The following is a 16,849-nucleotide window of genomic DNA, read 5'->3' as shown; positions in this document are numbered from 1 at the left end:
TGCCTGCGGGCAATCCGCCTGGCGGCGCCCCGTCCCGGGCGGAGCGCGCCGCCCTCAGCTGTACAGGTGCGCCCGATCCTCGAGCTTCACGCTCTCATCCGCCGCGATGTCGCGCCGGATGCGGCGGATCGCCACCCAATCGAAGGGCGTGTCCGTCCCGTTCCAGGTCAGCTTCAGGGCCGGGCCGCGCAGCCGGTAGAGATCCACGACATGCGCGGGCATCGCCTCCGTCCCGCGTTCCTTCAGCAGGCCATAGAGCATGCGGGCCTGCTGCCGGCGCACCGCGTAGCGCATCTTGCGGTTGCGGTAGATGCGCCAGTCCCGCGGCCGCCAGGGCGAGAGCGGCGGGAAGGCGAAACCGGCGCCCTCGGCCACCGCCACGCGGCGGTCGTCCTGCCTGCCGCGCATGTCGAGGCCATACTTGACCAGCGCGGTCACCAGCCCGTCCTCGCCGAAGATGCCGAAGGGCAGCCGCACGCCGCGCCGGCGGAATTCCTGCACGCAGCGGCCGCGCAGCGCATAGAGATTGCCCGCCATCTCCCGCCGCGAGGCCAGCTTGGCCCGGAAGGCCGCCAGCGAGCGGCCGGTCACCGGCAGGCCGGCGCAGCCATCCGCCTGCGGCTCGGCCGCGAAGGCATCGAGGAAGGCGGTGACGGAGCCCGGGCTGATCAGCATGTCCCCGTCGGTGAAGACATGGATCGCGGCCGCCTCCGGCGCGACCTCATGCACGTAGTGGTTCCAGGCATTCGCTTTGTCGCCCTTGACGATGACGACCGGCACCACCGTGCTCTGCCGCGGCTGGAAGGCGCGCACCACCGCCTCGGTCTGGTCGGTGCAGCCGTTGATCAGGACATGGATGCGAAGCTCGGCCCCCGTCCCGCAGGCATCCAGCCGCTCGAGCGCGGCGGTGATCCCTTCCTCCTCGTTATAGGCAAACACAGCAACCGAAACGAGCGGCGGGCTCATGCATGGGCCTTCGGGCGGCGGGGACGCCGCCGGGATGTCCCGGCAGCCGTTCGATGCGATCATATAAGTTCATGGAGTGGCCGCCAACCACAACCAGTGCGGGAGGTGCCGTCGGCTCGTTAAGGCATCCTTCAGGCCAGCCGCGCCATCCTGGCCTCCGATCGCCGACCGGCTCGAAGCCCGGATCGGCTGCCCCGTACCGGCCACCTCTCCCGGATGCATGAATCCGTCCCAGGCAGTCGGGGGCGGCAGGCCGGCCGATACGGGGCATGAGGGCTGGAGGACAGCGATGAGCGGGCCGCAACTCGAAGGACGTCTGGACGGGGTGGCCCTGCATCCCGACCTGCTGGAGATGGAGCCGCGGCAGCGCCTGCCCTGGCCGAGCGCGGTCCTGGTCATCGCCCTGCTCTCGCTCGTCTCCTGGATCGCCATCGGCGGGGGCGTCGCGCTGCTGTTCCGCTGAAGGGAATGCTGGCCGGCCCGGTCCCGGGCCGCAGGCCAAGGCCTTCCCCTGCAGGGGCCGTCTGGTGCGGCGCCGGCGCCCGCATGGGCCAGGGCAGGGCGCGGAGCGGCGGGAATGCCGCGACGCCCGGATCCACTCGACCATCCATGAGCGCCGGTGGCGCAGCGTTCAGTCTCGAACGCAGGCCGCTGCGGCGATGGTTGGCCGCGCGCCCGGTCAGGCCGGCCTGGCCTCCGCCGCTGGCCGCAGCCGCCGGCGCAGCGCCCCGCCGGCCTGCCGCGCCAGGGCCAGCAGACCCGCCGGGTGCAGCGGGTCCGCCAGCAGCAACCCGATCCGCTGCCGCCGCGCCCCGGCCCAGAGCCGCTTGTAGTCGTCGTCGCCCCGGCCGAAATCCAGCTCGGCGACGCCCTCCGCCAGCAATCCCTGGATCATCCGCGCGGTCAGCACCGTGCCGGGGGAGGCCGCCCGGCTGTCCTCGGCATGCGCGAGCTTGAGCACCGTGGCCCGCCGGCCGCCGCGATCGAGGATCCAGTATTGCGCCGCCATCGCCCGGCCGGCGGCATCCCGCAGCACGCCCAGCCGCAGCAGGCCGAGGCCGGCCGCGACCCGCATCAGCGCCGCGTCGAAGTCGGGGAAGGGCTCATGCGGCTTCCAGCTGCGGGCGCGGACATCGGCATAGGCCGCGATCCCAGCCTCGAGCGCCGGGCCCGGCGCCGCCAGCCATTCGAAGGTCGCGCCACGGGCGGCGCGCAGCTTGCGGCCGATGGTGTTGCGCAGCGCCGGCGGCCGGGTGGCGAGATAGCCGTCCCAGCCCGCGCCGGGCACCAGCGGTTCATGCCAGTTGCCAGTATGCAGGAAGCGGAGCGGCCGCAGCCCGGCGGCCGAGATCCCCTCCAGCAACCGGGCAAAGCCCGGCGCCTCCGGGTCCAGCGTGTCCAGCCGGGTGGGCGGGCGCAGCCGCAGCTTGCCGCCGAGGGCGCGGCCGGCCGTGCGCAGCGCCGCCGCATCGGCGCCGGGGGCGGGCAGGGGGCGCCAGTCCAGCGTGTAGGGCGAGACGAGCGCCGAGAGCCGCCGCCCCTGGCGCAGCAGCGGCAGCAGCGCGGTATCCTCCGCCAGGGCGAGTACCGGCGCGGCATCCACCGGCAGGGCACCGGTCAGCAGCGTGTCGTACCAGGCGCGGCTGGCGAAGAACTCGCCCGCCACGGGGTCATCGAGGAAGCGGTCGCACCAGCCGGGCAAGCCATTGGGTGTGACGGGTAGCAGGCGGGCATTGGGGCGGGCGGGCATGGCGCCGCGTCGGCGATCGGGGCAGGCGGGTCAAGCCCGGCGCCGCGATGACGGTGCCGGTGACTGCCCGGGCGCTTCGGATGCCGCCCTGGCCGGCCGCAGGGGGGTGCCGGGCCCGCAGAGGGCGGATCGAGGGAGCCGGGCGGGACGCCTCAGGCCTGTGCCTCCACCGTATCCAGCGCCGACCAGACGCGTTGGAAGAGCTCGGTGCGCAAGGCCCGCTCGGCCTCCGAGGCGGGGCCGGCGTCCGGATGCAGGGTGCGGGCGATCACGCGGCGGATCGCGCCGGTATCCGCCGGCGCTGCGCGGCTGCGCAGCGCCGCCTCCGCCAGCACGGCGCGGCGCCGCCAGGCGTCCAGCGCACGGAGCAGGTCCGCCTCGGATCCGCCCATGGGCTGCGCCGGCCTGGCCCGCTGGCGCCAGGACAGGCTGGTCCGGCCACCAGCATGCATGCTGGCCAGGTCCAGCAACTCCTCGACCGTCCGGGGCCGGAGCAGGGCTTGGCCGGCGCGTGCCACCAGGACAAGCTGGCCATCCCGTTCCTCCGCCCGGAAGGCGGGCGAGAGCAGCCGCAGCGCCTCACGCGCGGCCGGATGGCGTTCCAGGTATTTCAGCCGCATCCCGACCCCCGCATCGCCGCAGGGTGGCGGGGGAGGGTTAAGGAAGCCTTGGGGATGCTGCCATGCAAAAGGGGCGGGCCCCGCGGGACCCGCCCCCTTGCGCATCCGGCCGGGCGTCGCCCGGCCGGTTCCTCACACCAGGAAGAAGTCGAGATCGGTGATGACGAATTTCGCGCCGGCATCGGCGGCGACAATGCCGTTCATGCTGCCGGCCGCCTCTATCTCGATGCGGTTGAAGGTCTGCAGGAGATTGTCGGCCACGGTGAAGGTGTCGCTTTCATAGCTGCCAGCGGCATCGACCGTGTTGACGATGTTCTTGGTGATGGTCTCGATCAGCGTCGAGTTGTTGTAGAGGCGGACAATGATGTCGGCATCGCTGCCGGGCGTCAGGTCCACGCCCTTGCCATAGGTGATGACCGCCTGGCTGGCGAAGCTGGCGGCGCCGACGGCATTCTTGACCAGCGAGAAGCCGAGGATCTCACCGTTGTTGATGAAGCCGGGGCCGAGGTCGCGCAGCGTGCCGGTCTGGCCTGGATCCACGTCGAGCGGGCCGCCATCCGTGCCATCCGGGGTGATCTCGGCCGGGTTGCGGGCGCTGTTCACCGAAAGCTCGAAGCGCGCGCCGCTCGAGTCGGCGATCGTCTTCGTCACGTCGCCGCCGATATGCTCGCCATACTGGTAGCCGGACGGAATCGGCTGGCCATTCGCCATCGCCGGGTTCTTGGCGCCGAGCGCGTACATCTCCAGCCACTTCACCGTGCCGGCGCCCTGGATCGGGTTGTCGTCGCCAGGATCGCCCGGATCGTCGGTCGCGGCGTTGCCGGTGCGCATCTGGCCCATGTTCTGCGCGGTCGCGGTTTCCGTCGGCGCGTCGATCTTGTTGTTCCCGTTCGCGTCGAAATACGCATAGAAGCGCTTGTCGAGCAGCGTCGACGGCGCCGGGTCGAGGAAGGGCGCGTTGCTGTCGAACCAGTCGAAGGACAGCACGCCGAGGCCGGGCGTGGGCGGCGGCGTCACCTTCGTCACGGTGCCCAGCACCAGGTCGTCCACCGACCAGCCGACGGTCGCCGTGGTGCCGGTGCCGGACGCGTTCACCACCTTCGAGCCGAAGGTGACGTCGTCCATGCCGTTGATCACGAACTGGCTGAAGAAGGCCGCCTGGCCGGGGCCGTTGAAGGCGATGTTATTGATGGTGATGGTCTGCAGGTCGTAGTCGATCGCCACCTTGGCGCCGTCGGCCAGCACGCCGAGGCTGAGCTCGCCCGCCGAGCCGTCCTGCGAGAAGGCGCCGGAGGCGTATTTGATCGTCCGGCCGTCGCTGTCGAGGAAGACCTCGGCGCTGCCACCATTCAGCACCCGCACGGTGAAGGCGGCGCTGACCAGCATCTTGTCGCTGGTCGGGCCGGCGACGTTGAAGTTCACGCTGTCGCCGTCATTCAGCCGGGTGGCGTTGCCGCCGATGTCCCAGCCGCTGCGGTTGATCAGCCCGAAGCCGAGGTCGTTCGAGAAGGTGACGAAGGCGCCGCCCGTCTGGCCCGGGACCAGGTTGTCGAACAGCGCGTTGCCCACCGCGGTCGTGCCGGTGCGGCCGTAGCCGCTGATCGCCGTGATGTCGTTCGCTTGGTTCAGGTTGCTGATGTCGCCGATGCGGCCGCCGCCGATCAGATCCGCCAGGTTCTGCGCCAGCACGCCGCTGCCGACCCGCAGGTCGCCCGTGGTGTTCACCGCATTCAGGTCGCCGGTATCCACGCCATTCGCCAGGTTGATGCCGAGAGCGGCCTGCTGCGTGGCGGTGCCGTAGAAGGCGAGCAACTGCTGCCATTCGCTGCCGGTATAGTCATAGGTGCCGCCGGACAGAAGGCGGGTGGCGAAATCGTCGTTGCTGGCGATGGAGTCGACCTGCTGCCCGGTGCCGCTCACCGCACCGGTGAAGTCGACGGCGCGCGTGCCGAACCAGATCTGGACGGGGGTTGCTACAGGCATGACGGGTCTCCTCAGGATGGGTCGCAACACAGGAAGCGGGGCTGTGCTCGGCGACCGATATACGGTCATAACTGTTGCGACAGCTTAACCAGACGGCCGAGATTGATCAACCCTTTATGCAATGCAATTTCATGATAATGATTGATATTATGAGACTATGTTTGATTTTCGATGATTGATTTGACCGGCCGTCTTGGTCTTCCTGCGGCGCCATGACTGCCCGCTGCCTGCTGGTCTGCCACACCTTCCCGCCGCTGATCGGCGGCTCCGCCGGCGTGTACGAGGCCCTGGCTCGGCATGCCGGCGGCGCGGTCGCCGTGCTCACCTCCCGCCTCGATCCCGCGACCGGGCGGGACCGGCCCGGCTGGCGGGAGCACGATGCCGCCGTTGCCTATCCGCTCCGCCGTATTGGCCTGGTACGGCCGCCCCTGCCGGGCGGTGCCGTCCGCAACCCGCTGCTGCGCCACGCCATCTGGGCCGCGCGCGCCCTGCGGCTCGCTGCCGCGGTGGCTGCCATGGCGCGGCACCACCGGGCCGATGCCGTCTGCCTCTGCGACGATGAGACGGTGGGCTGGCTGGTGCCCTTCGTCCGCCACGTCCTCCGCCGCCGTGTCCTCATCTATTGTCATGGCGACGACCTGGTGCAGCCGGACCCGGCGGCCCGCCAGCGCCGGCGGCGGCGCTTCGATCAGGCCGATCTGGTCATCGCCGCCGGCAGCTTCCCCGGACGACAGCTCATCGACCTTTATGGCGTGGCGCCGGAGCATGTGGCGGTGCTGCCGAATGGCGTGGATCTCGACCGCTTCCGACCGCGGCCGCCGGACCCGGTGCGGCGGGCCGCACTTGGCCTCGACGGGCGGCGGGTGATCCTGGCGCCGACCCGCCTCGTCCCGCGCAAGGGGGTGGACCGGCTGATCGAAGCCATGCCGGCCATCCGTGCCGGCTGTCCGGAGGCGCTGCTGCTGGTGGCCGGCGACGGTCCGCAGCGCCCGGCGCTGGAGGCGCTGGCGATGGCTACGGGCAGCGCCAGCGATGTACTTTTTCTCGGTGCCGTCCCGACACAGGAGATGTCTACTTTATATTCGATAACGGAATTAGTAGCTCTTCCAAACCGTTTTGAGCCGGGCGAGAGCGATGGCACGCCGCTGGTCTTCCTCGAGGCCAATGCCTGCGGCCGTCCGGTCATCGGAGGCCGCGCCGGCGGCACGGCAGAGGCCGTGGAGGATGGCCGGAACGGCCTGCTGGTCGATGGCAAGGATCCGGCGGCGATCGCCGCTTCCGTGCTGCGGGTGTTGCAGGACCAGGCCCTGGCCGGGCGGCTGGCGACGGGGGCGCTGGCCGCGGCCCGGACGGCCGGCTGGCCGGCCCGGACGGCCGCCTTCCTTGCCCTTTGCGCCGCGTCGCCCCGCAAGGGGGGGTGAGCAGAAGGGCGGGCAGGCGGTGACCCCGGCATGGGGTGGGCGGATCGATGGCCGGGCGCAGGCACCGGGGCGGCTGCGGCCGCGGTTCCGCCGGGCGGCGATTTGCTCTATGCGGGGCCGACGCCAGCGGACCGCGCGATGATCGAGGTCGTCATTCCCGCCCACAACGCCGCGCCCTTCCTGCGCGAGACGCTGGAGAGCGTCGCGGCGCAGACCAGGCCGCCGGCGCTGGTGACGGTGGTGGACGACCGCAGCACGGATGGCACGGTGGCGGTGGCCGAGGCCGCAGCGGCGGCGCTGCGGGACCGCATCGCCATCCGGGTGCTGCGCAATGCTGGCCCGCAGGGCCCTTCCGGCGGCCGCAACACCGCTATCCGCAGCAGTGGCGCGACCTGGATCGCGCTGCTCGATTCCGACGATCTCTTCGTGCCGGACCACCATGCCCGGCTCGCCGGCCTGCTGGAAGCGGCGCCCGACGCGGTGCTGGCCTTCGGCGACAACACCCTGTTCCGCGGCGCGGAGACGCTGGTGCCCAGCCTGCTGGCGGAAAGCGGCGTCGCCGCCCTGCCGGCCGAGGAACTGGCGCCGGGCTGCCTCACCCTCGGCGAGCGGATGTTCGCCGAGCTGACGCGCACAGGGGTTTTCTGCACCTCTGCCTGCCTGTTCCGGCGCGACGCGGCGCTGGCGGCGGGGCTGTTCGACGAGGCGATGATGTACAGCGAGGACCAGGACTTCTTCCTGCGCCTGGCGCTGCAGGGCCGCTTCGTCTTCAGCCCGGCGGTGGTGACCCGCAAGCGGGTGCACGAGACCAACCTGTCGCAGGCGCGCAACGCGCTGCGCTTCTGCCGCGGCACATCGGAAACCCTGGCGCGGCTGGCGGCGGGGGAGGAGGTACTGTCGCCGGCCCAGCGCGCGGCGGTGCAGCGGATGCTGCCGCAGGCCCTGTCCGGCTATCTCTACCATGCGTCCCGCAGCGGGCCGGCTGCCTATTGGCGGGCGGCAAGGCTGGCGCTGCGGAGCGGCCACGGCGCCATGGCGGCACGGCCACGGCACCTGCTGCGAACGGCGTTGCACCGGGTGCTGCCGCGGCTGGGCTGACAGACCCGGATCCTTGCCAAGCCCTGGGGCGCATCCGGCGCCGACGGGCCGAAGGCCGCGCCCCGGATGGCATGGGCCGGCCGAAGGGCTGCCTTTTGTCGGAAAACTTTACACTTCTGCCTGTTCTGGGACCGGCCAGGATGTCCGGGCGAGGCGGAGCGGCCCATGCCTGCCGCCCCCACTTGGCACCACGCCAGACGGCCAGGCCTCACGCGATCGCGATTTCATTTTGAAAACAACGTCTTGTTGCAGGGGCGGCCCCATCATCGCCGGACCATCGCATTTGCCGAGACACTCCCCGGGCCAATGAAATTTGTCGGGATGCTTTACAGAGTTCAATCAAATGCTTGAGTTACTAATGATAACTGCTTGATCAGAAACGCGTCTGGTTTTTGGCACCACGCTTGCAGATCGGGACGACCGAAGCGGCCACTGCCGCGGGGCGGCATGCCGCCTCCATCCGATGGGAGTTCCGATGACCCGCTTTCTCCGCCGTTGCCTCACCGGCTGCACCGTCTTGCTGGGCGCCGCCTTCCTCGGCCAGGGCGCCCAGGCCGCCCCCGCTTTCGTGGTGTCGAATTCCGGCAACCTGCTCCTGGTCGTGAACGGTGCCAGCGGCCCGGATTTCGACATCGTCCCGGAGGGCAAGAACGGCTTCAAGATCACCGGCCTGGGTACCAACCCGCTCGTCGCCGCCGGCGATGATCTCGGGGTATCGTTCTTTGTCGCCACCTTCCGTGGTCCGGCCCCGACGAGTATCAACAGCCCGCCTGGTCCGGGCTTCGTGCCCTTCGCTTTCCCGATCCTCGGCGCTTCCGGCACGCTGGCCGGCGCGGCTGGTGCAAGTCTGGGCGAAACCATCGTCGGCCAGATTCCTCCCACGGCCCCCAACCCCGGACCGGTCTTTACCACCGGCTTCAGCATCTCCGGCCCTGGCTCGGACAGCGTGATCTTCCCCGTCGGCGTTCCGTTCCTGTCGATCCTGAAAGACATCAACGGCACCGGCGGCCAGGTGGATTTCGTGATTCAGAGCTTCACCGTGGCCGTGCCGGAGCCCGCCAGCCTGGCGCTGCTGGGCGCCGGCCTGCTGGGCCTGGCTGGCCTGCGCCGCCGCGCCCGCCAGGGCTGAGCCGCGCGCGTCCCGTCCGCATCCGGCGGACGGGACGCCCCACCTCCACCCCATGCCGCCTTCCCACGCGCAGCCCGCCGGACTGCGCGCGGAACCGTCTGCAACGCCACGCCGGTCTCCCCAGCCAGGGCGCGCCACCGGCCATTCGACAGGGATGAACCCCGATGAGCGGCACCAGGACTTTCGGTGACATCACCGACAACGGCCTGCTGTTCAGAAACATCCGCGTGGCGGAGACCGATACCGGCTCGGTCAACCAGTTCATCACCGACAATATCATGCTCACCGAGGCGCCGGACACGACGCTGTTCGGCGTCACGTCGCCGGTGCCGGGGCTGCTCTGGATGGGCTTCGTCGCCGGCACCACCGGTGCGAATTCCCGCATGTCGCTGGTGGTCCAGTATGACATTTCCGTCCTCACCCCGACCACCGGACTGACCGGGATCCTGCTCAACACCTTCACCCCCGACACCGTTGTGCCGGCAGGCGCGACGCTGACGCTGCTGGAGGAGGTCTTCAACACGGCCGGCACGCTGGTTGGGCGCAGCCTGCTGACCAAGACTTCGACGACCAACGATATCGGTGATCCAACCTTCGAATCCGGCGATCTCGGTACCTTCAGCCCGGCGCTCGGAAATGTTCACGTCAAGCTGACCATTGACGTGACCACCACGGCCGCCGTGACCACGCCGGTCAGCTTCAGCATCATGCAGCAGGCCTTCACCGCGCCGAGCACCTTCGCCGCGCTGGGCGACTATGTTTGGCTGGACGCCAACGGTAACGGCTTGCAGGACGACGGCAATACCGGCGTCGCGGGCGTGACCCTGACCCTACTGGATTCAACTGGTTCTTCGACGGGCCGCACGACGACGACCGATGCGGATGGCAAGTATGTCTTCGGCCAGCTGGCGGCCGGCACCTATTCGATGCAGATCAGCGCCCCCGCGGGCTATGCGCTGACAACGACGAACGTCCTCAACAACACCTCCGACGCGACCGACAGCGACTTCCTGGCGGCTAACAATCGCACTGGGCCCTACACGCTCGTGGCCGGGCAGTACAACAGCACGGTGGATGCCGGCCTGGTGGAGCAGCGGACCTCGCTCTCGGTCGACAAGAAGACCAATGGCGGCGATGGCGTCACCATCCTGCAGGGCGGTGCCGTCACCTGGACCTATGACGTCCGCAACACCGGCGAGACGCCACTGTCGAACGTCACGGTCAAGGACGACAACGGCACCCCGGTCGACACCATCGACGATTTCAGCGCCAGCTATATCAGCGGCGACAGCAACAGCAACAGCCTGCTCGATGTCGGCGAGATCTGGCGCTTCAGCTACAGCGGCACGGCGACCGCCGACAGCTATAGCAACATCGCCACCGCCAGCGGCATCTATATCGACGGCCTCGGCAAGACCCGCACACCGACGGCGACTGACCCCAGCAGCTACGTCACGGTCACGCCCTCGATCAGCATCGAGAAGCTGACCAACGGCGTCGATGGCGCGGTGCTGCTGCAGGGCAGTGCGGTGACCTGGACCTATGCGGTCCGCAACACCGGCGGCATCGCCCTGACCAATGTCGCCGTGAGCGACGACAAGGAAGGCGCGGTCACCAACTTCACCGGTGGCGATGCCAACAGCAACGGCGTCCTCGATATCGGCGAGACCTGGACCTACAGCAAGGCCGGCATCGCCTCCGCCGCCAGCTACGGCAATATCGGCTCGGTCAGCGCCAAGGCCACCGACGGCTTCAACAACACCAAGACCGTCAACGCCCAGGATCCCAGCAGCTACAGCACGGTCACGCCCTCGATCAGCATCGAGAAGCTGACCAACGGCGTCGATGGCGCGGTGCTGCTGCAGGGCAGCGCGGTGACCTGGACCTATGCGGTCCGCAACACCGGCGGCATCGCCCTGACCAATGTCGCCGTGAGCGACGACAAGGAAGGCGCGGTCACCAACTTCACCGGCGGCGATGCCAACAGCAACGGCGCCCTCGATATCGACGAGACCTGGACCTACAGCAAGGCCGGCATCGCCTCCGCCGCCAGCTACGGCAATATCGGCTCGGTCAGCGCCAAGGCCACCGACGGCTTCAACAACACCAAGACCGTCAACGCCCAGGACCCCAGCAGCTACGTCACCTTCACCCTCGGCTCGATCGGCGACGAGGTCTTCTTCGACCGGAACAACAACGGTGTGCGGGATGCCGGCGAGGGCCTGGCGGGGGTCAAGGTCGGTCTCGACATCGGCAATGACGGCAGCATCGACCGCGAGGTCTTCACCGACAGCACCGGCAAGTACCTCTTCGACAATCTGGCCGCCGGCAGCTACGGCGTGGTGGTCAATGGCGGCGTCGCGCCTTCCGGCTACCAGAACACCACCGACCCGGATGGCGGTGCCAACAGCCGCTCGACGGTCACGCTCGGCCTCAGCCAGAGCAACCTGGCGCAGGATTTCGGCTATCGCGCCTTCGACTTCGGCGATGCGCCGGACACCTACGGCACCACGCTGGCGGCCAATGGGCCGCGCCATGTGCTGAGCACCGGCCAGACCGTGGCGACACCGATCCTGTACCTCGGCAGCCTGGTGGATGCCGAGCTGAACGGCCAGCCCAGCATCGGCGCCGATGGCGATGACCTGAACGGCGTGCCGAATGACGAGGACGGCGTTACCCTGCCGACCGTCATCCAGGCCGGCCCGAGCTACCAGATCACCGTCCGTGTCGCCGAGGCAGCCGGGGTGGATGGCCGCCTCACCGGCTGGATCGACTTCAATGACGACGGCGACTTCCTCGATGCCGGTGAGCAGATCCTTCTCAACCAGGCGGTCGTCAACGGCGACAACACCTTCACCATTACCGTGCCGACCGCGGTCACCCTCGGCGACACCTATGCCCGCTTCCGGCTGAGCACCGACACGGCGGCGCAGAACCCGACCGGCCTGGCGCTGGATGGCGAGGTCGAGGACTACCGGCTGAGCATCGGCGCCCTCGGCTCGATCGGCGACGAGGTCTTCTTCGACCGGAACAACAACGGTGTGCGGGATGCCGGCGAGGGCCTGGCGGGGGTCAAGGTCGGTCTCGACATCGGCAATGACGGCAGCATCGACCGCGAGGTCTTCACCGACAGCACCGGCAAGTACCTCTTCGACAATCTGGCCGCCGGCACCTATGGCGTGGTGGTCAATGGCGGTGTCGCGCCTTCCGGCTACCAGAACACCACCGACCCGGATGGCGGCGCCAACAGCCGTTCGACCGTCACCCTGGCGGTTGGCGAGAACAGCCTGGGACAGGACTTCGGCTACCGCGCCTATGACTTCGGCGATGCGCCGGACACATACGGCACCACGCTGACTGACAATGGTGCCCGGCACCTGCTGAGCACGGGCCAGACCGTGGCGACGCCCGTTCTCTATCTCGGCAGCCTGGTGGATGCCGAGCTGAACGGCCAACCTAGCATCGGCGCCGATGGCGACGATCTGAATGGCACTCCGGATGACGAGGACGGCATCACCTTGCCGACCGTCATCCAGGCCGGCCAGACCTACCAGATCACCGTCCGCGTCACCGAGGCATCCGGGGTGGATGGCCGGCTGAATGCCTGGATCGACTTCAACGGCGATGGCGACTTCGACAACGTCAACGAGCGGATCCTTTTTGACACCGCGGTGGTGAATGGACTCAACACGCTCAGCTTCACCGCGGCGGATACGGTCACCCTCGGCACCACCTATGCCCGCTTCCGGCTGAGCACCGACGCGGCGGCGCAGAACCCGACCGGCCTGGCGCTGGATGGCGAGGTCGAGGACTACCGGCTGAGCATCGGCGCCCTCGGCTCGATCGGCGACGAGGTCTTCTTCGACCGGAACAACAACGGTGTGCGGGATGCCGGCGAGGGCCTGGCGGGGGTCAAGGTCGGTCTCGACATCGGCAATGACGGCAGCATCGACCGCGAGGTCTTCACCGACAGCACCGGCAAGTACCTCTTCGACAATCTGGCCGCCGGCACCTATGGCGTGGTGGTCAATGGCGGTGTCGCGCCTTCCGGCTACCAGAACACCACCGACCCGGATGGTGGCGCCAACAGCCGCTCGACCGTCACCCTGGCGACCGGCCAGAGCAACCTGGCGCAGGATTTCGGCTACCGCGCCTTCGACTTCGGCGATGCGCCGGACACCTACGGCACCACGCTGGCGGCCAATGGGCCGCGGCATGTGCTGAGCACCGGCCAGACCGTGGCGACGCCGATCCTGTACCTCGGCAGCCTGGTGGATGCCGAGCTGAACGGCCAGCCCAGCATCGGCGCCAATGGCGACGACCTGAATCCCATCGGCTCGCCGGATGACGAGGACGGCGTCAGCCTGCCGGGCACGCCGCAGGCCGGCCAGACTTACCAGATCACTGTCCGCGTCGCCGAGGCGGCCGGGGTGGATGGCCGGTTGAATGCCTGGATCGACTACAATCGCGACGGCGACTTCCTCGATGCCGGTGAGCGGATCATCTTCAACCAAGCGGTCGTCAACGGCGACAACACCTTCACCGTCACCGTGCCGACCACGGTCACCCTCGGCACCACCTATGCCCGCTTCCGGCTGAGCACCGACACGGCGGCGCAGAACCCGACCGGCCTGGCGCTGGACGGCGAGGTCGAGGACTACGCGCTGACACTGACGGCCGCACCGGTTTCCCGGCTCGACATCGAGAAGATCACTACCGGGTCGAGCAACAGCAACACGACCGCGCCGACCTACGATAACGAGGACACGGCGAATGGCGCCGGCGTGCCGATCCTCACCCCTGGATCGGACGTGACCTGGACCTATCAGGTCCGGAACACCGGCAATGTCGCCATCGCCCGCAACCAGATCAGCATCGTCGACGACAACGGCACGCCGGGCAACACCGGCGACGACATGACGCTGACCAACAAGATCACCTATGTCGGCGGCGACACCAACAACAACAACTTCCTCGACCTGACGGAGACCTGGACCTATCAGGCCACCGGCACGGTTCAGACCCTGACCGCGCTGGGCACTGCCACCACCTTCGACCTTCAGGGCAGCACGGCACTCTCCGGCACCGCCGGCAACGAATACCTGCTGACCAGCGGCGGCATTTCGATGAAGGTCACCGGCTTCAGCCGGGACAAGTCCACCGGCAGCTGGGCGGATGCCTATGTCGGCCGCTATGGCGGCGGCGTGGGCGTCACCGACAGCGGCGAGGGCACGGGTGGCAACAACAGCCATACCGTGGACAATGTCGGCCGCGACAACTACGTGCTGTTCCGCTTCGACCAGAATGTTGTCGTCGACAAGGCCGCCCTCGGCTACGTGGTCAACGACAGCGACCTGAAGATCTGGATCGGCAACATCGGCAACGCGTTCAGCACGACCACGAAGCTGACCGATGCGGTACTGACCAGCCTCGGCTTCACCGAGCTGAATGAGACCACCTCCAGCAGCGCGCGAACGGCCGACTTCAACGCCGGCAAAGTCACCGGCAACGTGCTGGTCATTGCCGCCAATACCGGCGAGCTGACGCCAAATGACTATTTCAAGATCCAGAACCTGACCGTTCAGGCGGCCGGACCGGGAATCTACGGCAACATCGCCACCGTCTCGGCGCCCAACGTCATCGGCGACAGCGATGCCAGCTTCTACCGCAACCCGGTGGCGCCGCCGACGGTCGCCAAGCTCGATATTGAGAAGACCACAAACGGCTCCAGCAACAGCAACACGACGGCGCCGACCTTCGACAACGAGGATACGGCGAGCGGCGCCGGCGTGCCGGTGCTCAAGCCGGGCTCGGACGTGACCTGGACCTATCAGGTCAAGAACACCGGCAATGTCGCCATCGCCAAGAATCAGATCAGCATCGTCGACGACAATGGCACGCCGGGCAATCCCGGCGACGACATGACGATCGCCAACGGCAAGATCACCCATGTCAGCGGCGACACGAACAACAACAACTTCCTCGACCTGACGGAGACCTGGACCTACAGGGCCACCGGCACCGTCAAGGACCTGACGGTGGCGGGTGCCCGCACCATCTTCGACTTCTCCGGCAGCAGCGCCCTGGACGGCCAGGACGGCAATGTGCGGAGCTTCTCCACCAACGGCTTGACCGTGGAGGCAAGCGCCTTCAGCCGCGACAAGTCGAGCGGCGCCTGGTCCACCGCGTGGCTCGGCCAGTATGGCAGCGGCCTCGGTGTCACCGACAGCAGCGAGGGCGACGGCGGCGGCAACACCCACACGGTCGACAATATCGGCCGCAACAACTACGTGCTGTTCCAGTTCAGCGAGAAGGTGATCGTCGACAGCGCCTATCTCGGCTACGTCGTCAACGACAGCGACCTGACCGTCTGGATCGGCAATACCAATGTCGCGCTGAGCGACACGCTGACCCTCAGCGATGCGGTGCTCAGCGGCCTCGGCTACACCGAGCTGAACGCCACCACGCTGACCTCGGCCCGCCTGGCCGACATCAACGCCGCCGGCATCGCCGGCAATGTGCTGGTGATCGCCGCCCGGGTCGACGACATGTCGCCGGAGGACAACTTCAAGATCGACCAGCTGACGGTGCAGGCGCTGTCGAAGGGCGGTCTCTACGGCAACATCGCCACCGTCTCGGCGCCCAACGCCACCAGCGACAGCGATGCCAGTTTCTACAAGACCAGTGCGCCGGTCGCGGCCCCGAAGGTGGATATCGAGAAGCTGGTCTCGGTCGATTGCGGCGTCACCTTCGCCGATGCTGACAGCGCGCCGGGCCCCAGCCTGAACCAGGGCACCGACCCGATCTTCCGCTTCGTGGTCACCAACACCGGCGACGTCACGCTCTACAACCTGATCGTCTCGGACGACCGGCTGGACCTGAACGGGTCCGAGGACGGCACGACGATCGCGATCAGCAGCCTCGCCGCCGGCAAGACCTACGCCTTCAACGTCACCGGCACCTGGGGCTCCGGCCTGCAGACCAATATCGGGACGGTGCGGGCGGTCTATGGCGACAGCTTCGGCAACACCCAGGTGGTCACCGACAGCGATGCGGCCAACTACACTGGCATGACGCCGATCGGCGGCCCCGGCGTGCGCACGCCGGGCTTCTGGATCAACAGCAAGTGGCAGGACTTCTGGGATGGCGACGCCGGCGCCCCGTCGCAGGCCGGCACCAAGGGCTTCGCCAGCGGCGACATCCTGTTCACCACCTATGGCGGCGGCGGGGTGACCGACCCGGTCGGCGGGGCCAAGAAGACCGGCCTGCTGGTCGGCGACTGGAACAAGAACGGCATCACCGATGGCGGGGAGAAGACCTTCTTCTACTCGGTGTCGGAGGCGCTCTCGATCCTCAGTTCCTCCGACAACGCTGGCGGGCAGGATGCCCGGCTGATCCTCGACCGCGCGCTGGTGGCCACTTGGCTGAACTTCCTGGCCGGCAACCCGGTGCGTGACCAGGCGAACAACGCTGCGGTGTTCGATGCCCGCGACGCGGTGGACCAGGGCATCGACTGGCTGCGCCGCTACACGCCGGACGAGACCGGCGACGGCTTCGGCGACGGCAGCGTCACGCTCAACGCCAACACCTTCAAGGTGCCGTCCAGCGCCACCGCCTGGACCAGCACCGTGAGCGGCCTCACCGCCGGCAACACCATCAAGAACTGGCTGGACGAGTACAACAACGGCGGGACCATCACCTATAATGGGGTCAAGACGACCATCGCTTGGGACGGCGACCTGATGTGAGGCTTAGAGTCCGTCCGGGATCATGTTCTGGTTTGGCAGAGCCTTCGCAGCATGAGGCGGACGGAGGCCCAGCGCAGGAAGCACAGGCCTGACCGGTTCAGGCACTCCCAGTCCTTGGCGAGCCGACGGCAGCG

General features: G+C 68.4%; 9 protein-coding genes and 1 pseudogene. 5 read left to right on the top strand and 5 right to left on the bottom strand.

The genetic code is table 11. The features are described from left to right. Window positions 1–54: 54 nt before the first annotated feature. Window positions 55–966, bottom strand: a complete 912-nt coding sequence (locus E2C05_RS08625) for a glycosyltransferase (protein ID WP_158292021.1) — start codon at window positions 964–966, stop codon at window positions 55–57. Window positions 967–1,255: 289 nt separating this feature from the next. Between E2C05_RS08625 and E2C05_RS32890 the strand changes: the two genes are divergently transcribed. Beyond that, window positions 1,256–1,429 (top strand): hypothetical protein, encoded by a 174-nt coding sequence (locus E2C05_RS32890; RefSeq protein WP_158292020.1) that lies wholly within the window; start codon window positions 1,256–1,258, stop codon window positions 1,427–1,429. A 216-nt stretch (window positions 1,430–1,645) separates the two neighbouring features. Here the strand turns inward: E2C05_RS32890 and E2C05_RS08620 are convergent, their stop codons facing one another. From E2C05_RS08620 to E2C05_RS08610, 3 genes are all read right to left on the bottom strand, one after another. Beyond that, a complete protein-coding gene (locus E2C05_RS08620) occupies window positions 1,646–2,716 on the bottom strand; it encodes a GNAT family N-acetyltransferase (RefSeq protein WP_133219208.1) in 1,071 nt (356 codons plus the stop codon). A 152-nt stretch (window positions 2,717–2,868) separates the two neighbouring features. Beyond that, entirely contained in the window at window positions 2,869–3,336 is a 468-nt protein-coding gene (locus tag E2C05_RS08615; RefSeq protein WP_133219207.1) for a hypothetical protein, read from the bottom strand. A gap of 132 nt (window positions 3,337–3,468) precedes the next feature. Continuing rightward, complete coding sequence (locus E2C05_RS08610) at window positions 3,469–5,319, bottom strand: hypothetical protein (RefSeq protein WP_133219206.1); 1,851 nt, start codon at window positions 5,317–5,319, stop codon at window positions 3,469–3,471. A gap of 212 nt (window positions 5,320–5,531) precedes the next feature. Here E2C05_RS08610 and E2C05_RS08605 point away from each other — a divergent pair, with 212 nt between their 5' ends. The 4 genes from E2C05_RS08605 to E2C05_RS08590 all read left to right on the top strand — a co-directional run bounded on the left by E2C05_RS08605 (window position 5,532) and on the right by E2C05_RS08590 (window position 16,715). Then, window positions 5,532–6,740 carry a glycosyltransferase family 4 protein gene (locus E2C05_RS08605; protein ID WP_133219205.1) on the top strand — a complete coding sequence of 403 codons (1,209 nt, stop codon included), beginning with the start codon at window positions 5,532–5,534 and terminating at the stop codon, window positions 6,738–6,740. Window positions 6,741–6,878: 138 nt separating this feature from the next. Continuing rightward, window positions 6,879–7,838, top strand: a complete 960-nt coding sequence (locus tag E2C05_RS08600) for a glycosyltransferase family A protein (RefSeq protein WP_158292019.1) — start codon at window positions 6,879–6,881, stop codon at window positions 7,836–7,838. A 475-nt stretch (window positions 7,839–8,313) separates the two neighbouring features. After that, on the top strand, window positions 8,314–8,967 hold the full coding sequence (locus E2C05_RS08595) for a PEP-CTERM sorting domain-containing protein (RefSeq protein WP_200305327.1): 654 nt from the start codon (window positions 8,314–8,316) through the stop codon (window positions 8,965–8,967). A 164-nt stretch (window positions 8,968–9,131) separates the two neighbouring features. After that, window positions 9,132–16,715, top strand: a complete 7,584-nt coding sequence (locus E2C05_RS08590) for an SdrD B-like domain-containing protein (RefSeq protein WP_133219202.1) — start codon at window positions 9,132–9,134, stop codon at window positions 16,713–16,715. Window positions 16,716–16,735: 20 nt separating this feature from the next. Here E2C05_RS08590 and E2C05_RS08585 read toward each other — a convergent pair. Continuing rightward, a pseudogene (locus E2C05_RS08585) lies at window positions 16,736–16,849 on the bottom strand (IS5/IS1182 family transposase); the annotation flags it as partial.

Origin of the sequence: Paracraurococcus ruber, assembly GCF_004353985.1 — a bacterium.
GTDB lineage: Bacteria > Pseudomonadota > Alphaproteobacteria > Acetobacterales > Acetobacteraceae > Paracraurococcus > Paracraurococcus ruber.
The sequence above is the reverse complement of the archived record's forward strand: the minus strand, read 5'-3'. Positions and strand labels throughout refer to the sequence as shown.

Excerpts from the sequence above, each read along its gene's own strand:
- E2C05_RS08605 (WP_133219205.1), top strand. The coding sequence starts at position 5,532 with ATGACTGCCCGCTGCCTGCTGGTCTGCCACACCTTCCCGCCGCTGATC.
- E2C05_RS08590 (WP_133219202.1), top strand. The coding sequence starts at position 9,132 with ATGAGCGGCACCAGGACTTTCGGTGACATCACCGACAACGGCCTGCTG.
- E2C05_RS08610 (WP_133219206.1), bottom strand. The coding sequence starts at position 5,319 with ATGCCTGTAGCAACCCCCGTCCAGATCTGGTTCGGCACGCGCGCCGTC.
- E2C05_RS08620 (WP_133219208.1), bottom strand. The coding sequence starts at position 2,716 with ATGCCCGCCCGCCCCAATGCCCGCCTGCTACCCGTCACACCCAATGGC.
- E2C05_RS08615 (WP_133219207.1), bottom strand. The coding sequence starts at position 3,336 with ATGCGGCTGAAATACCTGGAACGCCATCCGGCCGCGCGTGAGGCGCTG.
- E2C05_RS08600 (WP_158292019.1), top strand. The coding sequence starts at position 6,879 with ATGATCGAGGTCGTCATTCCCGCCCACAACGCCGCGCCCTTCCTGCGC.
- E2C05_RS08595 (WP_200305327.1), top strand. The coding sequence starts at position 8,314 with ATGACCCGCTTTCTCCGCCGTTGCCTCACCGGCTGCACCGTCTTGCTG.
- E2C05_RS08625 (WP_158292021.1), bottom strand. The coding sequence starts at position 966 with ATGAGCCCGCCGCTCGTTTCGGTTGCTGTGTTTGCCTATAACGAGGAG.
- E2C05_RS32890 (WP_158292020.1), top strand. The coding sequence starts at position 1,256 with ATGAGCGGGCCGCAACTCGAAGGACGTCTGGACGGGGTGGCCCTGCAT.